General features: G+C 40.7%; 17 protein-coding genes. 13 read left to right on the top strand and 4 right to left on the bottom strand.

All coding sequences use genetic code 11. The features are described from left to right. Positions 1–115: 115 nt before the first annotated feature. Positions 116–1,435, bottom strand: a complete 1,320-nt coding sequence (serB, locus tag KZA12_RS10345) for a phosphoserine phosphatase SerB (RefSeq protein WP_256932928.1) — start codon at positions 1,433–1,435, stop codon at positions 116–118. 388 nt (positions 1,436–1,823) lie between these two features. On the opposite strand from serB, the gene KZA12_RS10335 reads away from it, so the two are divergent. The 5 genes from KZA12_RS10335 (at position 1,824) to KZA12_RS10315 (ending at position 5,686) form a co-directional block, all read left to right on the top strand. After that, positions 1,824–3,302, top strand: coding sequence for a hypothetical protein (locus tag KZA12_RS10335; RefSeq protein ID WP_218690179.1), 1,479 nt, complete (start codon positions 1,824–1,826; stop codon positions 3,300–3,302). Between the two features lie 139 nt (positions 3,303–3,441). Next, positions 3,442–3,669 carry a PA3496 family putative envelope integrity protein gene (locus KZA12_RS10330; protein WP_201623306.1) on the top strand — a complete coding sequence of 76 codons (228 nt, stop codon included), beginning with the start codon at positions 3,442–3,444 and terminating at the stop codon, positions 3,667–3,669. A 259-nt stretch (positions 3,670–3,928) separates the two neighbouring features. Then, entirely contained in the window at positions 3,929–4,486 is a 558-nt protein-coding gene (locus tag KZA12_RS10325) for a YecA family protein (protein ID WP_201623307.1), read from the top strand. Between the two features lie 231 nt (positions 4,487–4,717). After that, positions 4,718–5,173, top strand: a complete 456-nt coding sequence (locus KZA12_RS10320; protein WP_256932927.1) for a YbjQ family protein — start codon at positions 4,718–4,720, stop codon at positions 5,171–5,173. Positions 5,174–5,218: 45 nt separating this feature from the next. Further along, positions 5,219–5,686 carry a YbjQ family protein gene (locus tag KZA12_RS10315; protein WP_201623308.1) on the top strand — a complete coding sequence of 156 codons (468 nt, stop codon included), beginning with the start codon at positions 5,219–5,221 and terminating at the stop codon, positions 5,684–5,686. A gap of 226 nt (positions 5,687–5,912) precedes the next feature. On the opposite strand, the gene KZA12_RS10310 is transcribed toward KZA12_RS10315, so the two are convergent. Further along, positions 5,913–7,061 carry a formate/nitrite transporter family protein gene (locus KZA12_RS10310; protein WP_373416612.1) on the bottom strand — a complete coding sequence of 383 codons (1,149 nt, stop codon included), beginning with the start codon at positions 7,059–7,061 and terminating at the stop codon, positions 5,913–5,915. A gap of 476 nt (positions 7,062–7,537) precedes the next feature. Between KZA12_RS10310 and KZA12_RS10305 the strand changes: the two genes are divergently transcribed. The 6 genes from KZA12_RS10305 to KZA12_RS10280 all read left to right on the top strand — a co-directional run bounded on the left by KZA12_RS10305 (position 7,538) and on the right by KZA12_RS10280 (position 16,433). Continuing rightward, positions 7,538–10,495 carry a valine--tRNA ligase gene (locus tag KZA12_RS10305; RefSeq protein WP_218690178.1) on the top strand — a complete coding sequence of 986 codons (2,958 nt, stop codon included), beginning with the start codon at positions 7,538–7,540 and terminating at the stop codon, positions 10,493–10,495. A gap of 226 nt (positions 10,496–10,721) precedes the next feature. After that, positions 10,722–11,714, top strand: coding sequence for a hypothetical protein (locus tag KZA12_RS10300; protein WP_218690177.1), 993 nt, complete (start codon positions 10,722–10,724; stop codon positions 11,712–11,714). A gap of 72 nt (positions 11,715–11,786) precedes the next feature. Further along, the gene (locus tag KZA12_RS10295) at positions 11,787–13,511 is read left to right on the top strand and encodes a hypothetical protein (RefSeq protein ID WP_218690176.1); all 1,725 of its coding nucleotides are present in this window, start codon (positions 11,787–11,789) and stop codon (positions 13,509–13,511) included. An 8-nt stretch (positions 13,512–13,519) separates the two neighbouring features. Beyond that, positions 13,520–14,836, top strand: coding sequence for a VWA domain-containing protein (locus tag KZA12_RS10290; protein WP_218690175.1), 1,317 nt, complete (start codon positions 13,520–13,522; stop codon positions 14,834–14,836). Between the two features lie 307 nt (positions 14,837–15,143). Continuing rightward, a complete protein-coding gene (locus tag KZA12_RS10285; protein WP_201623598.1) occupies positions 15,144–15,635 on the top strand; it encodes a hypothetical protein in 492 nt (163 codons plus the stop codon). A gap of 396 nt (positions 15,636–16,031) precedes the next feature. Next, complete coding sequence (locus KZA12_RS10280; RefSeq protein ID WP_256932926.1) at positions 16,032–16,433, top strand: hypothetical protein; 402 nt, start codon at positions 16,032–16,034, stop codon at positions 16,431–16,433. Positions 16,434–16,553: 120 nt separating this feature from the next. On the opposite strand, the gene KZA12_RS10275 is transcribed toward KZA12_RS10280, so the two are convergent. After that, positions 16,554–17,519 carry a DUF1311 domain-containing protein gene (locus KZA12_RS10275; protein WP_218690174.1) on the bottom strand — a complete coding sequence of 322 codons (966 nt, stop codon included), beginning with the start codon at positions 17,517–17,519 and terminating at the stop codon, positions 16,554–16,556. Between the two features lie 387 nt (positions 17,520–17,906). On the opposite strand from KZA12_RS10275, the gene KZA12_RS10270 reads away from it, so the two are divergent. Together KZA12_RS10270 and KZA12_RS10265 are read left to right on the top strand one after the other, a co-directional pair. After that, positions 17,907–18,329, top strand: coding sequence for a YbaN family protein (locus KZA12_RS10270; RefSeq protein ID WP_201623596.1), 423 nt, complete (start codon positions 17,907–17,909; stop codon positions 18,327–18,329). 277 nt (positions 18,330–18,606) lie between these two features. After that, the gene (locus KZA12_RS10265; RefSeq protein WP_062533834.1) at positions 18,607–18,816 is read left to right on the top strand and encodes a cold-shock protein; all 210 of its coding nucleotides are present in this window, start codon (positions 18,607–18,609) and stop codon (positions 18,814–18,816) included. 265 nt (positions 18,817–19,081) lie between these two features. Here the strand turns inward: KZA12_RS10265 and KZA12_RS10260 are convergent, their stop codons facing one another. Continuing rightward, a complete protein-coding gene (locus KZA12_RS10260) occupies positions 19,082–20,164 on the bottom strand; it encodes a YeiH family protein (RefSeq protein WP_201623595.1) in 1,083 nt (360 codons plus the stop codon). Positions 20,165–20,339: the final 175 nt, after the last annotated feature.

The following is a 20,339-nucleotide window of genomic DNA, read 5'->3' as shown; positions in this document are numbered from 1 at the left end:
CCGAGAGAACGATATAATCGCTGACTCAGCTTATAGAGTAGGGAATGATAACAGTAGGTAGTGGTCAGCTTAAGCAACGCTCTATAGTCGGGCAATTGCTTGAGCTTATAAATATTTACGACTGTTTGGCAATAAATGCTGGATAGCCAAGAGCGTAGAGGACGCCTTCAAGGCCAGTGACATTCACCGCAGCATCAGCACGCGCTTGTACGATAGATTTAGCACGGTAAGCTACCCCTAAGTCAGCACTAGCCATCATTGGTAAATCATTAGCGCCGTCTCCAACACAGACTACTTGCGACATAGCGATACCTAAGCGTTCGGCGGTATGGGCAACGATAGCGGCTTTTTTGGCACCATTGATAATAGGCAATTGAACATGACCGCTGACTACACCTGCACTGATATCTAGGTTATTAGCATGGACTTCATCTATGCCCAGTTGCTCAGCGATATAGCGGGCAAAATAAGTGAAGCCACCAGAGACTAGTACGGTGTGATACCCTAACGCTTTTAGAGCGCTGATAGTAGTATGAGCACCTGTCGATAGGCTGAGTCGTGCACAAATCTCATCAAGTACTGAAGTTGGAACCCCTTTTAATAACGCTACTCGTTGGGCAAAAGACTCATCAAAGTCGATCTCACCGCGCATGGCCGCTTCAGTGATGGTGGCTACTTCTTGGCCAACCCCAGCAGTCTTAGCCAACTCAACGATGACCTCTTGTTCAATCAAAGTTGAGTCCATATCGAAACAAGCCAGTTTATGGGTGCGCAACATATGGCCAATAGATAAAATATGACAATCTACTAAGTCTGCGTTATCGAGCCTAGGTTTTGCTGAAGTATTGGCAGAATGGCTATTGTTTTGCGCCAGTTGATGCTCTGCTAAGTCATGGCGTAGGCGTGAAGTCAGCTGCTCGTCAATCATATGCGCAGCGGCTACTTTTTTGCCAGCATGCATTAGGGTATCGGTGACTGGTACTAACAGATAACGAAAAACTTGCGCAGAGACAAACGCCGGCTTAGCAGTAGTGTTAGGAGCTGCAGAGCTATCTGATGGGTTATGGGGTTCTACCTTACTACTGTTAGCATTATTCTCATTACTGCTATGGATACGGACGCCTGCCGTTACATAAGCTGGGCTAGTCATTGTGTGCTCAATAGGAACCTCTACAAAGCTGGCTTCTTTATCTTCGGCTACAGTCACTAAATGCCAGTTCGGTTGCTCGTCAACCCAAGACTGTACATACTGATGAATGTCTAGAGTAGGTACTTCTACCGGCAGCACTACTATCAACGCAAACAAAGGCAAAGATTGCAGCGCATCAAAATCATGCAAATTAATATCATCAGGTAGTAATTCCGCGATAGAATTGACGGCCTGTTGCCAGGCTTTGCTGTCTTTTGGTAACGAGTATGATGTATTTTTTGCCATGGCTTAATTGTCCCTTGTATGCGCAGATAAGATTAGGAATAATAACAGCTTTACTAGGTAGCGCCTATAGATGAGCTGTGAAGTAATTTTGCCATAGTTTGGTAAGCTTGGCTTATCATAATGGCTGTTATAAGCGGTTATACATTAACCGTTACTAATTATGAGACACTATTGATTATAAAAGGTAAATCCCTCGACAAAAAAGCGTTATGATAATAAGGTACGCTTATTTGCTTGTTAAAATAGGGCTTTGAGCAATAGATCGTCATTTTGTCACTGCTGTGGTCGAGTGTTCAACACGCCCTAGTAGTACAAGCAGCATACTTTTCTGGAAAATAAGCGAAAGTCTTGTTTTTTAATTTTCTCCTTCAAATAAGTCTACTCTATCATGATGTATTTAGCGCCGCGGCAAGGGTTGTTTGCCATTATTATTCTGGTTAGTTTTTGTCTGCAAACTCTGTTATTGGTGATCAGTACCGATCAACAGTTGAGCAAAAGTCGGGCGCACAAAGGCGAACAAATGGTCACCCAGTTGATCGATGAGGCACGCCTGTCTTTAGAGAATAAAGACCGAGTCAGCCTCAGTGTGATCGCCAATCGTTATACTAGCGAGCAGGACGTTGCGCGTTTAGTGATCAAAGACAGCAATAATGAGATTTTGGTGCCAGTAGGTAATGCACCTATGCAAAAAGGCATCACTATTGATCAGAAAGCGACTAAGGGTGATGCGGTAATTGGCAGTGTGGCGCTAACCTTAAAAGATATCAGTAAAGGCGAGATTATCGCTATGCAGTGGCCATTTGTCATTGGCTCGCTATTGTTACACTTATTACTATTAGCCGCTTACGGCTATATCGCTCGTCCTACTAAGCAGCAAATCAACGCTTTAAGTCGCGAAATTGACAACTTGCATCGTGATACTTATGCAAAAACTAATTCGTTAGACAGCAGACGACAGTCGAATGCTGATACAGAAGATGCTGATAGTAAAACCTATGATAGGGAAGACGCTAATAATAAAGCACCCAACAGCAGTGCTAATCCTATATCTACTAAAGGAAAAAGTACGGGTAGCGCTGTTAATACTGCGGTCATTCATAACGAGCTCAATGCTTATCTCAAGTCGCAACAGGGTACTGGCAGTGTAGAGGAGCAGGCGTTAGCCTCTGCTGATAGTCGCTCATCAGCTACTGAAACCACTATCGACCTATTACAAAAACCAACTTTTAAGTCGCAAAAATCCGTTATAGCTACTAATAAATTGTCTGCTTCGCGCAGTTATGATAGCGTAAGCGTGCAAGTTAGATTCCATGATGAATACAAGATGCTAGAGCGCTTAGCGCCTGAAATGCGTGTGCCTTATCTGGCACTATGTACCCAGCTATTTAATGAGGCTTTGTCTGAGCTATTACAGTTGCCTTTGTTATTAGGGGTTAGCGTGATTAATGAGCCTCAGTTTGAAGGTAATGGTGCAGTAGCATTACTAAAAGCGAATAACAGTCATGCTAAAGTTGCGCTGGCAGGAGTGATGTTGGGTAAGCTGTATTTGATGCTTAATAAAATCATTCATGACAAGCACATCGAGCTGTCGAAATTTGCCTTGCCAGTGACGGTTGGGGTCAGTGATGAAGCGCAAAGCGAAGCCATGGCACAATTGCTCAAAAGTGTGGGAAAAAAAGAGCAGATGCTGATCTTGCTACCTAATGAGGGGCTGAAGCAAATTGCTCATCATGTCAAAGTCTATAGCCTCAAGCGCCCAACCACCGTTTATGAACGTGAATGTGCCGTATTTGAAGGTGGTAATGATGCTATGATTCAGCGCTTAGCAGATGTGCGTAATGCCGTATTAATGACTGGGAATGAGTGATAAAAATAGCTAGCAGCGCCGCACGGCGCTAATAGCAAACTAACGATAAATGCAAAAACTATTGACAACGTCTCATAGAGACTTTATAAGGCATAGGTATCTATGTTTTTTACCCTTTTACTACTGACAGGAGCTTGCCATGAGCGATGCTGATATCGACGATGATTTTGACGATGATTTTAGCGATGATGATGATGCAAAGATGGTTGAAGAAGCAGAGACTAGTGTGCGTACGCGTTTAAGCAGCCTAGAAAAACGACGCTTGATTGACAATTTATTAGAAGAAAAACGTCTGGCTAAAGAGCTAAAAGACGAGCTTGATGATTTAGATAACTTTGATGAAGATGGTGATGATTGGGAAGATTAGCATAAAGGATTTTCATCTTATTTAAATAAGCTATCAAAGTAGTTATATTGACTATCAAAATAGCTATAGATGTCACTATCCAATCCCTTATCACAATTAAGTTATGCTAAGCTAGTTACTGTATTAAGACGGTTATTTTACCTATTTTTGCTATCTCTCTTTTATGATAATATTTTCCCATTTGACAGATGATATGTTGTGAACCAAGCTGATTCTTGAGTTCGCAGCGTTACTGTACGGATGTAAGGACCACTGTAATATGAGTAATCCAATGAGCTTTGACGAATTATTAGACTACTTGGATAACCAAGAGAGCCAATATGTGCTGGATAGTGTGGCTATGCATGGTTTCTTAACTGCTACGATTATCGGTCCTGCATTACCGAACTGGCTAGACGCACTGTTTGAAGGTCAAGTGAGTAAGCTTCCAGAAAACGTGGTTGACGGTGTTAAGCGCTGGCGCAAGTCGATTATGGACGAGCTAAAAAATGAGACACCTATCGAGCTACCGTTTAGTGAAGATGTCGGTAATGAAGAAGTAGACTTCGATTTCTCTGAGGAATCTGATATCGTTGCTTGGTCGATTGGTTTTGTCGATGCCATGTATGGTGATGAAGCCAGCGATTGGATTCAAAACGAAGATACCGCTGAAGATGTGGCAGTATTGACTTTGCCTATGATTGTACTTAGTGGTATCGACGATGAAGACCCTGAGCTATTACAGATGCGTAGCGATGAAGACAAAATGGCGCAAATGGCCAATAGTATCGAAGGCAATTTAACTGAGTTGTTTTTATTGTTCCATACTAATGACTAGTTGCTGATAGTTAGCTACTGATAGTGAATAGACGCGCCTATTAAGCAAAAAGTTACCTATCAATAAGTTATTACTAGCTACTATATTAGTAACTTTGAGCGTGGTGGGCTGCACGACAGTGTTTTTATTATAAAAACCATAGCAACGATGCGCTTAGGCAGTACTAATAAAAGTTCAGAACACGCTTATCTAGATGCACTCTGTAAACATATAATCGATGAGGTTTATTAATTGAGTAATATTCAACTGTCCAATCTTGAGCACTTGCCTAATTACCAAATCACTGAGCGTTTAGATGTGGTTTATGGTAGTACTGTGCGCTCAAAGCACGTAGGTAAAGACTTATTTGCTGGACTAAAAAACATCGTTGGTGGTGAGTTGACGGCTTATACTGAGCTGTTAGACGAGTCTCGCCAACAAGCCATCGATCGTATGATAGTTAAGGCGGAAGCTTTAGGCGCTGATGCGGTAGTGGGTCTACGTTTCTCAACCTCAAGCATTGCTCAAGGAGCCGCTGAGCTGTTCGTCTATGGTACGGCAGTCAAAGTAGTAGCTCTTCAGCAGCAACAAGCTACGCATTATCAGCCACCCAGCGCTCCTCATGATCAAGCAAGCCAGTACCCAAGTGCGCCAGATCAAGCGCCAGCACCTGCCGAAGATTTACCGCGTTTTAATCCTTTTGGCTAGTTGATTAGTTAAACAGCTAATGCTTTTTATGATAAGAGACAAGCCATGAATAACTCTGTTACCCAAGTGCTGTTTAATTATGCGCCGCTTGTTATATTGTTTGTGGTCGGCTGGTTCTTTGGCTCACGTCATGAGCGTCAACATTTAGCACGACTTGCGATCTCTGAACAACAAGTAAGTCACGTGATCGTTTCTACGGAACGTTTTTATCAGCCAGCATTAGCTGATCATAGCCAAGGCGAGCTGGTATTAGGTAGTGTCGTTATTGCCCAAGATTATTTTAAGATGATCATTGCTAGAGTGATGAGTCTATTTGGCAAAAACCTAACCACTTATGAGACTTTGCTAGATAGAGCACGTCGTGAGGCAGTAGTGCGTATGCGTAGCCAAGCTCATGCTAAAGGTTATAACCACATTTATGGTTTACGCCTTGAAGTTAGCAATATTAACCAGCTTGGCAGTATGGTAGAAGCTATCGCTTATGGCACAGCAGTAGTAAGTATTAATCCTTAAGTGATAAGCATTAAGTGCTAAATAACAAAAGAACCAGCTAACACACTGCAATAACGATTTTATAATGACCAACGATGCCACAAAGCTAACCCTTAAGCTTGTGGCATTTTTTATGAGTTAGTACTCAGACACACAGTTAGATAGCTAGTTAGATAGATAGATACATAGCTAGACAAGTCTACTCATTCACTACTTTTCATACCTCACAACTGATAGCTGACAACTGCTAGCGTAGCCGTGAATTCATCCGTGCCGCTTTATGTCTTTTTTCATCCTTAGCTTGCTGTTTATTCTGTTCAAAATCAAATAAAAAGGTGCGGTTTTTAAGAATAGCTACGAATACTACGCCGCCAATAGTATTACCGACTAGTACAATCCCTAAGAAATATAAGTAGCTCAGCAAGCTCACTGTATGACCATATACTAAGGCCGAAAACACTTCGATGTTACCCACAATACTGTGATGCAAGCCCAAAAAGCCAATGCTACCAGTAATCAAAGACACTAGTAAAATACGGCTTAGAGTGTCGCGTGCCGAAGTCACTAGCCAAGCGGCAACCCCCATCATCCAACCGGCTAGGATTGAACTCCCAAAGATCACCCGCCACTCAAAATCTAATACGTGCTGTGCATAAGCATCTATATCAGCGCTGCTGAACAGCTCCATATTAATCCCTAAGCCGATCACTAAGGCTGCAAATAGACAGCCACCGACGACATTACCAGCGATAACAATACCCCAAAGCCGCAGCAGTTTTCGCAGTGGCTCTATGCCGTTGAGGACTGGTAGACTAAGTAACGAGGTTTGCTCAGTAAATAATAGGGATTGACCGATAACGACGATAATAAAGCCGAGTGGATAGAGTAGCGAGGCCAATACCATAGCGTAATGACTCGGTAGAACTTCGCTCAAGAGTGCAAAGGCTGACAAAATGACAAACAAGCTAAAGCCTATCTCCAGACCTGCGGTAAAAGCACTAGTAAACAGCGACCCTAAAGAGCGATTAAAGGTTTCGTTAGCATCAATGACTTGCTCAACTAAGATGCTGGCATAGCTTTTAGGCGCGCTGACATTGTCATCGTTAGCGACTTTTTTAATCGCTTCTTTATCTTCCTCACTAATGCCTTCAGAAAAATCTTCGTCTTTTAGATTTTCAGTGACAGCCTCAGTGACGATCTCAGTAACCGGCTCAGTAACGGACATAGCACTATTTTCGTTGATTTGACTGTTGTCACGGTCGCCACTAGCATGAGCACTAATGACTTGAGAGTCGCAAGCGAGTTTAGCTGATTTTGACTCAATAGCGGTTGACTCATCGCTGTTTGCGTTGAGGGCGCTTGACTTACTAGGGGTTGACTCAGGAGTTTTGGTCACAGGCAGCTCGCTGTTTATAAGAGGATAGCTTTAAGCTTAGCAACGTCTATTTTAGAGCATAAGCGCTGTCTATTATGTTGAGTGTTAAACCGATTGCTGTTGTTAATTGTTTATCGGGTGACTTAACTGATTTTACCTCTCTACTATGCTTATCTATCTACTGTTGTTAACCTTTTACCATAGCGCTAAATATACAGGGCATTGATGATCGACATATAGGCTATCTGTAAACAGGCTATAATGACTTTAAAGACCTATTAGTTATAGTTAGAAAATAGCTATTACTCTACAGTTAGCAGCGGTGGTTAGATCGTAATAAGCAAAAAATAGACGCTATTTTTAAGCGGCTATACGCTTAAATTAGCTAAGCGCTAACAAAATTCTGTCATCTGCGTTAAAATCACTTTATCAATTATTTTAAATTTTTTATATCCATTTTTTACCACCTCCATTATTAACCATAAGAATTTTTTATTATGAGCAATCCCACTAACAAAACCAACTTAACCCAATCTATTCAAGCGGCCTTAAACCAACTTGAAAACGCCTATAGTCCAAGCGATGTTGAAGCTGGCATGTATCAAGGTTGGGAAGAAAGCGGTTATTTTGCCCCGACATTTGATAAAGAACAGTCCTTCTCTATTGCCTTGCCACCGCCGAACGTCACAGGCTCGCTACATATGGGTCATGGCTTTAATAATGCCATTATGGATGCGCTAACTCGTTATCATCGGATGGATGGTGACAATACGCTATGGCAACCAGGTACTGACCATGCTGGTATCGCCACCCAAATGGTGGTTGAGCGTCGTCTCAATGCTGAAGGTATCAAGCGCCATGACTTAGGCCGTGAGGCTTTTATTGATAAAGTCTGGGAGTGGAAAGAAGAGTCGGGTGATAATATCACTACTCAAATTCGTCGTTTGGGCAGCTCTGTTGATTGGAGCCGTGAACGCTTCACTATGGATGATGGCTTATCTAATGCAGTAAAAGAGGTGTTTGTACGTCTGTTTGATGATGGCCTAATTTATCGCGGTAAGCGTCTAGTCAATTGGGACCCTAAGTTTCAGACTGCTTTGTCGGATTTAGAAGTAGAGAACCATGATGAAAAAGGCTCGTTATGGCATTTCCGCTATTGTTTCACTGATAAAGATATAACCACTCAAGATGGCAAAAACTATCTAGTAGTAGCGACCACTCGCCCTGAAACCTTGTTAGGTGATACCGCAGTAGCAGTTAATCCTAGCGATGAGCGCTATGCGCATTTAGTGGGCAAAACCATTACTTTGCCCGTTACCGGAAGAGTAATCCCTATCGTAGCTGACGATTATGTCGATATTGAATTCGGCACGGGCTGTGTAAAAATCACTCCTGCTCATGACTTTAATGACTATGAATTGGGTCGCCGTCATGAGTTGCCATTGATTAATATTCTTGATGGACACGCTAATATCTTAGCGGATATGGAAGTGTATCCGGATCTGCAAACTCGTGACCCTGAGCTTGAAGCCACGCCAACTGACCATAATGGTAGCCCTTACGCTGGCGTGGAACGCTTTGCTGCCCGTAAGCAAGTAGTCGAACAAGCCAAGGCAGAGGATTGGCTAGAAGATATCGAGGACTACGCACTTAAAGCGCCACGTGGTGATCGTAGTGGCGTTATCGTTGAGCCTTGGTTGACCGATCAATGGTACGTGGCAGTAGACAAGCTAGCTAAGCCAGCCATTGATGCGGTAGAAGACGGTAGTATCGAGTTTGTGCCAGCGCAATATAAAAATATGTATATGGCTTGGATGAATGATCTGCAAGACTGGTGCATTAGCCGTCAGCTATGGTGGGGACATCGTATCCCAGCTTGGTATGACGAAGAGGGCAATATCTATGTGGCACGTGATGAAGCAGAAGTGCGTAGCAAATATAGTTTAGCCCAGAGCATTAAACTGCGCCAAGATGAGGATGTCCTCGATACTTGGTTTAGCTCGGGTCTTTGGACTTTTAGTACTTTGGGTTGGGCTGATGCCGATGCCGATGCAAAAGTGATGGAGACTTTCCATCCTACTAGCGTGTTGGTCACGGGCTTCGACATTATCTTCTTTTGGGTAGCCCGCATGATCATGATGACCATGCATTTTGTCAAAAACGAAGATGGCACACCGCAAGTACCGTTTAAGACCGTTTATGTGCATGGTCTAGTTCGGGATAGCTTTGGACAAAAAATGTCTAAATCTAAAGGCAACGTGCTCGATCCTATCGATATCATCGATGGTATCGATCTTGAGACGCTAGTCAATAAGCGCACTAGCAATATGATGAACCCGAAAGACGCGGCTAAAATTGAAAAGCAAACCCGTAAAGAGTTCCCTGAAGGTATCCCAGCCTTCGGTACTGATGCACTACGCTTTACTTTTACCTCTTTAGCTAGTACTGGCCGTGATATCAATTTCGATCTAAAACGAGTTGAGGGCTATCGTAACTTCTGTAATAAAATCTGGAACGCCAGTCGCTTTGTATTGATGAACTGCGTCGATAGTGAAGGTACGGCTAAGCCTATCGATCAAATGGCTCGCCCAGAAGTTTGGGAGTTACCTGAGCGCTGGATCATGAGCCGTCTGAACTCTAGTATCCAAAATATCCATCAGCATTTCGCTCAGTATCGCCTCGATATGGTCAGCCACGATATCTATGAGTTTATCTGGAATGAGTATTGTGATTGGTATGTTGAGCTTGCCAAAGCGAGCTTGAATGATGACTCAGTATCTGCTGAGCGCAAGGCGCAAATCCGCTATGTACTGCTACATGTCTTAGAGACGGCGCTACGCTTTACTCATCCTATTATGCCGTATCTCACTGAGCAGATTTGGCAAACTATTGCACCGCTATTAGATCGCAAGGCTACTGAGAGCATCGTTATCGCTAGCTATCCAAAAACTGACTCCACACAAATCAGTGAGCAAACCGAAGCTGATATGGCCTGGTTACAACAGCTAATTGCGAGCGTGCGTAACATTCGTGGTGAGATGAAGCTGGGCAATGCGGTACGTCTGCCTGTGTTATTACAAAACATCTCGCAAGCGGAAGATGAGCGCCTAGCCCGTATCGCTAATCAGTTTAAGGCACTAGCAAAAGTAGAGAGCTTAACGATCCTAAAAGCTGGTGATGAGGTGCCACTGTCCTCATCGAGCATGATTGGACAGCTACGCATATTAGTGCCTATGAAAGGGCTGATCGATCCAACCGCTGAGTTAGCTCGTTTGGGCAAGTCATATGACAAGCTAAAAGGACAAGCGGAAGGTATCGCCCGTAAGCTAGGTAATGAAGGCTTTGTCAGTAAAGCGCCTGTCGAAGTGGTAGAAGCTGAGAAAGCAAAACTGGCTGAGTTAGAAGGGCAGTTGACAGCGATGACCGCCCAGATGGAAGAGTTAAAGGCTTTGTAGGTTAAGCCTGCATTATTATCAGTAGTGTGGCTTATTATAAAATCTATAATAAGCCATATTTTTAAGCTTTTGTAGGGTGCGCTGTGCGTCCAATAGTTAGTTAGAACCCTGTTAATGGGGCGCACGGCGCACCCTAGGCATAGAAACGTCGAGAGTCATGATGTTTTTAATCAATTATTAACAATCCCCACTATTCATAACACCTCATTTAAACCGGAACCTGCTTATGGATAGTATTTATTTCAAACTGCTCATTATCCTATTGCTACTAGCTATTCCTAGCTATTTATTCTATCGCAGCAGGATGCAGGACTCGCCAAAATATCGTCAGTTAAAGACCTACTCCAATATTGATTATGATAGAGAAGAGTACTATGAGAGTCCCTCTAAAAGTGCTCTATTATATGTAGCGACTTTAGGCAATCATGAAAACTCAATAAAAAGTAGACACTCCTACGATAATACTTATGAGCAATATAGCTTTATCTTTAATAAAGTCACTGAACTGCAAGAGAAGATCAATCTTGGCATCGCTAAGTTGGAACAAAATATAGCTTTGATCCTAAAAGAGCTAAAGACTAGCAGCCGCTTAGTTACTGACCCGACTAGGGTAAGAACGGTGATAGAAGCGATCAAAAGCACTGATAAGATTGATAGCCAAGTTGATACTATCGATGGTCTTGGCTTCACTAAAGCCGCTCGGTTGAAAACTTGGTTTCCATCATTCACCGTCTTCACTGGCATTATGGCCGGGCTACTGACCATAATGGTCATCTGGTTCTTACTGTTAGCGTTGGGCGGTAGCGGTACTAGCCTTCTGAGCTATGTGATAGTGCTGGTTATTATGATCGTGCCTATGATTGCTTTTTCGGCCTTTAAGTCGCGTGCCAATACTAGCAAGTTTGCGCAGCAAGATAAGGTACTGATCGAGAAAATACAGTCCATTTTAGATAATTCAGAAAAGCTGGAAAATACGGTTAGGTTGCTCAGCACTAACAATCGTACATTAGAGTCTTATCTGAGTCAGATCACGGCTATCAATGCTGAGGTCACTGCGGCGCTGTATAAGAATAGTGCTTATATTAAGGCGGCTAGGAAGTCGAGGGCGCTATTTAAAAGGGATGATTATAGTAAAGAAGAAATTGAGTTATCAAATAGGATCAATATGGCAGTTGATGGCTTGCGAGCAGAGGTCGAGATTAGTTCTTTGTTGGGTTAGGATGTTCTGATTTAATATATGGGTAAACTTTAGTTTAAGTTATTAATTAGATTTAACAAAGGATTCAACTGTATGCAAAGTCAGTCTATGGATTTCAGTGATAAAGCTTCAAAACTACTCTGTGAATATGAATCAGATTGTCAGAACGATGACGAAATGGGGGATAAGTCACATAATTACTTGATGAAATTCTATGAAATACTGGGCGAGTATATAGCAGCAGAAACTTTCATTAAACTTGAAGAGTTACGGTATGAATGTACGAGTGAGCAAGAAGCTTATGAGTTAGATGAAGATATTAAGGAGTTGCACGTTCATTTGGCAGTCGGAGAGTATTCAGGAGTTTCTGGCACTTTAAGTGAAAGACTGGGAAATATAAATATCGTAATTGAGAACATTGTTTTTCCTAATGACGATAATTTAAAGTATCTTGAAAGTGAAATTCGTGAGATATTATGGAGAATGGGTAGGATAGATTTTATAAATTGTAAATTTAAATCCAATAATTTTAGAATAAATAATAATGTTTATTTTGAAGACTGTATTTTTCAAAAGAGTCTTTCTATCAAGCCATTTTCTAAAAATAAATTTAATGATAGATATCGTTATTTAGACTGTACTTTCGATAAAGAAGTTTACGTAATACCCTCAAATGAAAATGAAGCAGTATTATGCAATTTATTCAAGGAATGCAATTTCCTAGATAAACTAAATATTCGAGATTTAGTATTCAAGAAATTCTTGTTTAGTTTTTCAGATCCACTGAGTATATTAGAGAACCAAAGTGTTACTAATCCACAAACTAATGAGAAAATAAATATAGAAAAGATAGAAGAACGTTATATTTTTGATGATTTAATAATAAATAACTGTGTATTTGAAAAAGATTTAAAATTAAATGGTTTTAGTGAAGATTATCTTCAAAAAATTAGAAATTTAGGTTGTAAACTCCAAAAATCTGATTTAATAATAGGAAATTTAGAGATAATAGACACTAAGTTTGAATCTAAGCTCGAAATAAAAAGTACAAGTATCGAAAATTTTAAGTTTACTAACTCTAATGTAGAAAAGATATTCGATACGTTTCAAAGTAAGTTCATCAAAGCAAAATTTAGTAAAAGCATTTTTAGTGATTTTGCAGGGTTTGAAGAGGTAAAATTTGGGTCAATAGATAAGAAAGATAATATAAGTTTTATAACTATATTTGAACATGTGACATTTCTAGACTTCTCGAGTTTTAGGGAAGCTAATTTCAAATCAGGTTTAGATTTTTCAAAAACGAATCTAAAAGATAAGCCTAATTTTCTAGGTGTAAAGATTGACTCATTAAATACCAAACGCGAAACGTTTAGAATTGTGAAAAGTTCTTTTGATAACGCAAGTAATCAAATTGAAGCTAATAAATATTTTGTTAAAGAAATGAATGCTTATAGAAGAGAGTTAAGAGAGAATAAAGGTGATTGTTCAGAAAGAGTTATATTGTTTTTTAATAGAATAATATCAAATTTTGGAACTAGCTACATTTGGCCAATACTATATTTAATCTTATTTATAATTGTGTATACATTTTTACTGCGGACTTACCAAAATGAGATGCAATATAGAACTTATGCTTTACCATTATATTTAGATTGTATAACTGAATGGCTAAACACTGGAGCTAGAAATTTTTTACCTTTTGCAAGATTTGTAGGCGGTAGTAAGGGTTTCGAATTTGTAAGCTTACTTTTTTATATTATTTTTGGTGTTTTTATATGGCAGATTATAGTAGCAGTTAAGAGACATACGCAACGTTAATTCAAACTATGAACCATCTAACCATCGTACAACGTCTACCTTTAAGTAATCTTAACATTGACGATGCTGCACCAATCATTCTTAGAGTCACTCGACAAAGTCCGATAGAGATGGATATTAGCTGCTTCGCATTAAATACAGCGGGTAAGTTGATTAACGATGATTATATGATGTTCTATAACCAACCAGCCTCGCCATGTGGTCAGATAAAGCTGATTCATTATGAAGCTGCTCTGACACCGGATAAAGGCATCCAAGCAGAGTTTGAGATTAACTTAGCTAAACTGTCTGCAAACGTAGATAGTTTATTCTTTGTGTTATCAGCCGATACGCCACTAAATAAAATCCAATCTTTAGAAATAGGTATTTGGCAGCAGACCCAAAAAGCACAAGCGCATTATCAAGCCGCAGATTTTGCTCAGCAGCAAGCCAGCATGTTACTGCAACTTTATCGTAAAAACGGTGTTTGGCGCTTAGCTAATGTGGCACAAGGTTTTAATGGTGGTCTAGCTGCGATTGTGCAGTATTTCGGTGGTGATGTAGCAGCCGAGGTAGTAGAAGATAAAAATGCTACTGCCAATCAAACGCTATCTACAGCGAACATAAACACCTCTAAAGTATCGTTAGAAAAGGTGATGCTACAAAAAGCACCAAAGTTAGTTAACCTTGCCAAAAAAGCTAGCGTTTCACTAGAGAAACGCCAATTACAGCAATTAACGGCTAAAGTTGCCTTAGTATTAGATGCTACAGGCTCAATGAATCGGCAATATAAAGAAGGTCGGGTACAGGAGGTGGTCAATCGCTTACTGCCATTAGCCGTAAGTTTTGATGACGACCAAGCGTTAGACTGTTGGGCGTTTAGTGAGCATTCACAATATCTAGGCGAGGTTGGGCTAGATAATTACGAAGGCTTTATCGACAGTGTACAAGGCGGCTGGCGCAAATGGGAGCTAGGATCGAGAACCAATAACGAAGCAGGGGTGATGGAAAAAGTCACTCAGTTTTATAAAGATGACGGACTTGATGTACCCGTTTATATTTTGTTTATCAGCGATGGTGGTGTACGTGACACTCGTGGTATAAGTAGAATTATGACTGACGCTGCAAAGTTACCGATATTTTGGCAGTTTGTTGGTTTGGGTGGTAGTAGCTACGGTATTCTAAAAAAATTAGATGATATGACCGGACGACTTGTTGATAATTGCAGCTTTTTTGAGCTAGATGACTTGGATGATATCAGCGAAGAAGCTTTATATGAGAATATGCTAGAGGAGTTTCCTAGCTGGCTAAAAGAAGCCACTGAGCTAGGATTAATAGCGAAATAATATAACAGTTACAACCCTAATATCAATGTTTAAAACCGCTCTAGCCTAGACTGTGAGCGGTTTTTTTACGGTAAAAAATAAATCTCAGTTATAGGCCAATCACTAAAGCAACTAGCAGCATAGGCAGCCATAGCTGAGGCTGCTACTAGGGCACACTTTTTTACAAATCAAAGTAATGGTACTGATAGTATGAGTAGGTAAACAGTAACTTTTACAAGGGCTGAGGCTCTACTATCACTAAGCATTATATTGAATTTTATTGATACAGAAAATATTTTTAAATCGAGTTTCCACGGATTTAGGGGTAATGACTATCATAAATATACATGTATTCTTCTGGGTCGGTCTGACATTCTTCGTCTTCCTCATTACCGCTAGTAATGTCAAAGGTCATAAATTAATCATGACTGGAGACTCTGTCCCCAAAGCCCTTAGTAGTGACAAACTTAATATTGAACACAGTTTTTATAAAGCTGATGCCACCTTGCACGATGTTATATTTTTTCATGCTTCAGCGTCAGGTGTAGCAGTTGTTCTATTAGTCTTGATCATCAAAGGTGAAGTTCTATTTCCTGGCACAGTGATATTTTTTGGTGCAGCGTCTTCTTTGGCCATATTTGCTATTAGGACCGTGCTGCTGTTATTAGCATTTTACTTTTATACTATCTCTATTTTAAAGCTCGGTGATACTTTAGCTAGACTGAAGATCGATGGTAAAGACGTCAACACCTTGTATGCACTGTTAGCAGTCTTTGGTTATTTTCTAATATTTCCGATAATGGCATTGATACTAGTTTAGAACCTCTCTATTAACACGGCTTTATATAGTAAGCAAAAACCGCTCCTAGCTTAGACTGTGAGCGGTTTTTTATCGGCTATAACTGGTTAAATAGTCAATATCTGCTTAGCTAACAGAGACTATAGTAAGCATATAAAAGTTTAATAGTTTTCTATAGGGCATAGTGCTTATTGACAGCTCCGCTTAAGCTATAGTCATCAGCCAGCAACTGTTATAGCCACTGAATTTCAATGACAGGTATTAATCACAGGTTTTAGTGACAAATTTTAATAATGGCTCGGCCGCTATAGTGCAGTATTCTGCGCGCTATAATAATATACTAAAGGGGGTTCTTAGCTGGCTTAAGTTGCTACAGAGCTAAGGGATTAGTAGCGAAATAACTGGAGAGTAACTATTATGAAAATAATGCCGATACTATCAACTGCCAAATTAACCGCCCTAAGCGCCTTAATAATAAACCTAGCAGCTTGCGTTACTGCGCCTACTAACGAAGACACTATGACTGATGCTGATCTCATTCAAGCGGCAGAGCAAAAAGAGTCTGCACCAACACAAGGGGCGCAGCAATGGGTCATCGGCTATCATCATGGCACTGAAGTTATGAAATCTTTCCAGTGCTCAGATCTGTGTCCTCAGAACACTTTGCGAGTTATCTACTATAACGTTGCTGATAAAGCAGCGTGCGACAGTATCGGTGGCGTGACTAAGTCAATATTAGTACCAATCGCTATAACAGTGATGCCCAAAGACTATTGCTTCCCAAAAGCCATTGCCAAATATTGGGGGAGTGAGGCTTAGTAACAAAATCACTCAGTAATAAGCCCTACCTATTATCTTTGTGATAACAGGTAGGGCTTATATTTGACCTGACTTAGTCGAACTTAACTGTGAGCCAATACAGTATCTAAGGGTTTTGACCTACTCATAATTATCGATATATTCTTTTACTTCATAATAGCGCTCGCCTATTAGTTCAGTAATGCATTCTGTACGCACATATTCTTGCCAAGCAGGATCTGCCTCTCGAGCACGATTAACACAAATCTCATCACGCTCTGCAACCCACTCTCTTTGTCCTTCTGCTAATGACTCTTTTACTTCATCTGATGCTGAATTCCACAGCTTATTGAGCTCACTACGTTTGTAATCCATAGTGGCTTTGGATTTGGCTTGTTCAGCAGACACTTCAGCCAGTTCACCTGCCGCTTCACGACGTGCTAAAACCGTTGCTTCTGCCACCAATGCCCTCTCATCTTCCTGCGCCTTGCTTTGCGCCAGCTTAGTGGCTACCTTAGCTTTTTGTTGCTGAGACTTTAAGGATTGCACAGAATTTTTTTGCATAGAATTAACGATAGCAGTCCCTATGAAATCAAACAGCTCAGTGCCATTTTGTAGTTGACCGTAGATGTTGGTTCCGTCATCAGTAGGTTGTATCGCATACTCTAAGGAATAACTTATAGTGTTGTTGTCCATCTCAATATCTTGTTCAAATGCCAGCTCACTAAGGTTAACTTGCTCATAGTAATCAGTGACAAAGTTAGCCCGATTCACTAGCTCTGAATTCAGAGTAGTAGATAGCGCTGCAACACAAAACACTTTAGTACTATTAGGATCAGTCTTTGAAGTACGAACATCTGCCAAAGTAAAATCAATTTGGCTAGCACTAGCTCTCAACGCCGCACTGTCAGTCGTTACTCCCTCATTGGATGCGATGTTTTTTACATAAGATTGAGTATTGTCTTTTAATAGGGTTTTAATGAGCTGTAGCGAGTTCTCGTCACCGCACTTCACGGCATTACCGGAGATAGTGCTAATGCCTTTATCACAGCCAACTAGCCCTATTAGAATAGGAAAGGATAGTACCAGCGCAAATTGTAGTTTCATAGCCTACCTCGTACATACCGTGGCTTATATATTTACGGTTTTGATGATTTATATTAGGGAGCTGTTTTATTAATACAAAAAATAAACTGGCTATAAATAATATAGCAACATAAGCAGTATGGCTCATTAGCGTCCAAGTTTCTATCACTTTAAATGTAATCAATTCACTATTTCTATAGTTATCTAGAAACTATCTTGCCGTCAAAAAACCACATAAAGCTGCAAAACTAATCTTGTGTGAATTTGGGGCTTATTGCATGCTAAGTTGAGTTTTGTAGAGTAGCTTTTTAAAGTAGCTTTCTTTTTTAAAGTAGCTTTCTTTTATAACAAGCTGTCACCTCTTATCGTTATCTTTGCTTACTTAATAGGGTTGTAGTTAATAAACTTATGATTGAGAAGAAAAAAGCTTTTTATTATCGTCCCAAGACCAACCAGTCCGCTAACCCTACGGTTCGTTGGACTTTTCTTATTACCGGTTGGATATTTTTTGTACTGGGTATTATTGGGGTAGTGCTGCCAGTGATGCCGACTGCGCCTTTTATATTACTAGCTGCTGGATGCTGGGCACGTAGCTCACGACGCTTTCATTTTTGGCTAATTAATCATCGATTCTTTGGTAAGTTCGTGCGTGACTGGGAAAATAATCATGCCGTACCACGCTATGCCAAATTTTTGGCAACCCTGATGATGGCCATATCAACCACTATGTTGTTTTATAAATTGCCAGCCGATATGTTATGGATGGCTTGGGTCGTAGCCACCGTCTGTACTGGGGTCGCCATCTACCTGTTTCGGTTACCTGATGCTTAACTTGACTGTCAACGCTCATTGCATCGATGGGGCTATACAAGGAATAAAAGGGGGCAAGGCTAATTATTTTTTAGGCTGTTACACAAAAGATTTAGATAATACTTGCCATAATTCTGGAAGCCCCCTATAATACGCTCAAGCTTAAGAGCAGTTCTGCACCAAATCATTACCACGTAGTATTAGTTATAATCCTTCGTTTTAATATTTACCGTCAGTAGCTATTTGCAAGCATTATCGGTCATTTGACCATCAATAGATTAAAATTAGGATTAGAATTATGTCAGATACTATGAAAGGTACAGTTAAATGGTTCAACGAAGCTAAAGGCTTTGGTTTTATCGCTCCAGAAAGCGGCGCAGACGTTTTTGCTCATTACAGCGAAATCACTGGTTCAGGCTTCAAAACTTTAGCTGAAGGCCAAGAAGTTGAGTTCACTGTAACTCAAGGTCAAAAAGGTCCACAAGCTCATAACATTGTTGCTATCTAATTTTTAATTAGAGAATAATGTGTTAAAAAAGCGAACCTCCGGGTTCGTTTTTTTTGCTGTGTGATTTGCCGGTTTAGGATAAGGGTAACTTAGCTAATGCTTTAGGGTAACTTAGTTAACGCTTATTGAAACCGCCTGAACGCAAAAAGCCTAAGTTATGGTAACCATAACTTAGGCTTTTATACTTTTAACAGCTGGATTGACAGTACCAAGGGTTAGTAGTAATAAAGGTTAGCAGTAATAAAGGCTAATGCTTACAGACTGTTTAGATAAAGCTAATACCGATGTTGATCAGGCCACCGCCAATGATCAGCCAAGCAAACATTATCGCTCCTAAGATTAGCGGTTTAGCGCCAGCTTGTTTGATAGCGCTTAGATGGGTAGTTAAGCCTAAGGCGAACATAGCCATAGCTAATAATATATCATCGAATTTGACCATAATAGCTTCAAAGCCTGCGCTCATAGTCAGCCAAGTATGCAGCACTACAATTAAGATAAAGATAAAAGCGAACCAAGGCACTTTTACTTGTTTGACCCGGCTCATGACAGATAGTTTTTCACCATTAGCGCCACCGCTTTTGGTTAAGGCAAATGACAATATCAATAAAAAAGGCGCAAGCATCATCACTCGAATCATCTTAGTGACTACCGCTGTATCACCGACTTCAGGACTAACGGTATTACCAGCGACGACTACTTGTGCCACTTCGTGAATAGTTGAGCCAGTGTAGATACCGTAGCCTTGCGCAGTTAACCAAGGCTGTAGCCAACCCAAATGATATAAAAACGGATAGAGCAGCATAGCGATAGTACCGAAGACTACCACCGTTGCAACAGCGATAGTGACTTTATGCGCTTCGGCTTTGACTACTGGCTCGGCTGCAATCACTGCCGCCGCTCCGCAAATACTAGCCCCAGCACCAATTAGCAAGGTGGTCTGCTTATCCACTTTTAGCCACTTAGTGCCCAACCAATAAGTTATTAAAAACGTTGAAGTCAGCACTAAAGCATCACTCATCACGGCTGGCATACCGACGCTAGCGACTTCTGTTAAAGTCAATTTAAAGCCATAAAACATAATGGCTAAGCGTAAAACTTGCCCTTTAGCAAAGCCAACCCCTTCAGATAAGCTTGGCGCAAACTTAGGATAAATGGTATTACCTAAGATCATACCGAGCAAAATAGCTAGAGTTAAGGATGAGAGACCAATGATGCGTCCATTGCTCCATACATCCAAGCTAGTATTGAGCCATAAACAAAATAAGCTGCCGATTAATACTAGGATAAGTCCTAATAAATGGCGGGTCCGGGGAATATAACTGCTAACGGCTTGGGTAAAAGCGTTCATGAGTTTCCTATTGACGCGTTTGTTATTTTAATAATGCTAGTTATAGCGTTGAGCTGATAAGTAGACATTATAAACAAAGCTTATCTATAATAAAAACAGATTAATAAGATACGAACTATCTATTTTTTGGGTAGGTTGATATACCTTAGACCTATACAAGTAAACTTGATAAAGT

This window comes from Psychrobacter sp. BF1 (assembly GCF_019279065.1).
GTDB classification, from domain to species: Bacteria; Pseudomonadota; Gammaproteobacteria; order Pseudomonadales; family Moraxellaceae; genus Psychrobacter; species Psychrobacter urativorans.
The sequence above is the reverse complement of the archived record's forward strand: the minus strand, read 5'-3'. Positions and strand labels throughout refer to the sequence as shown.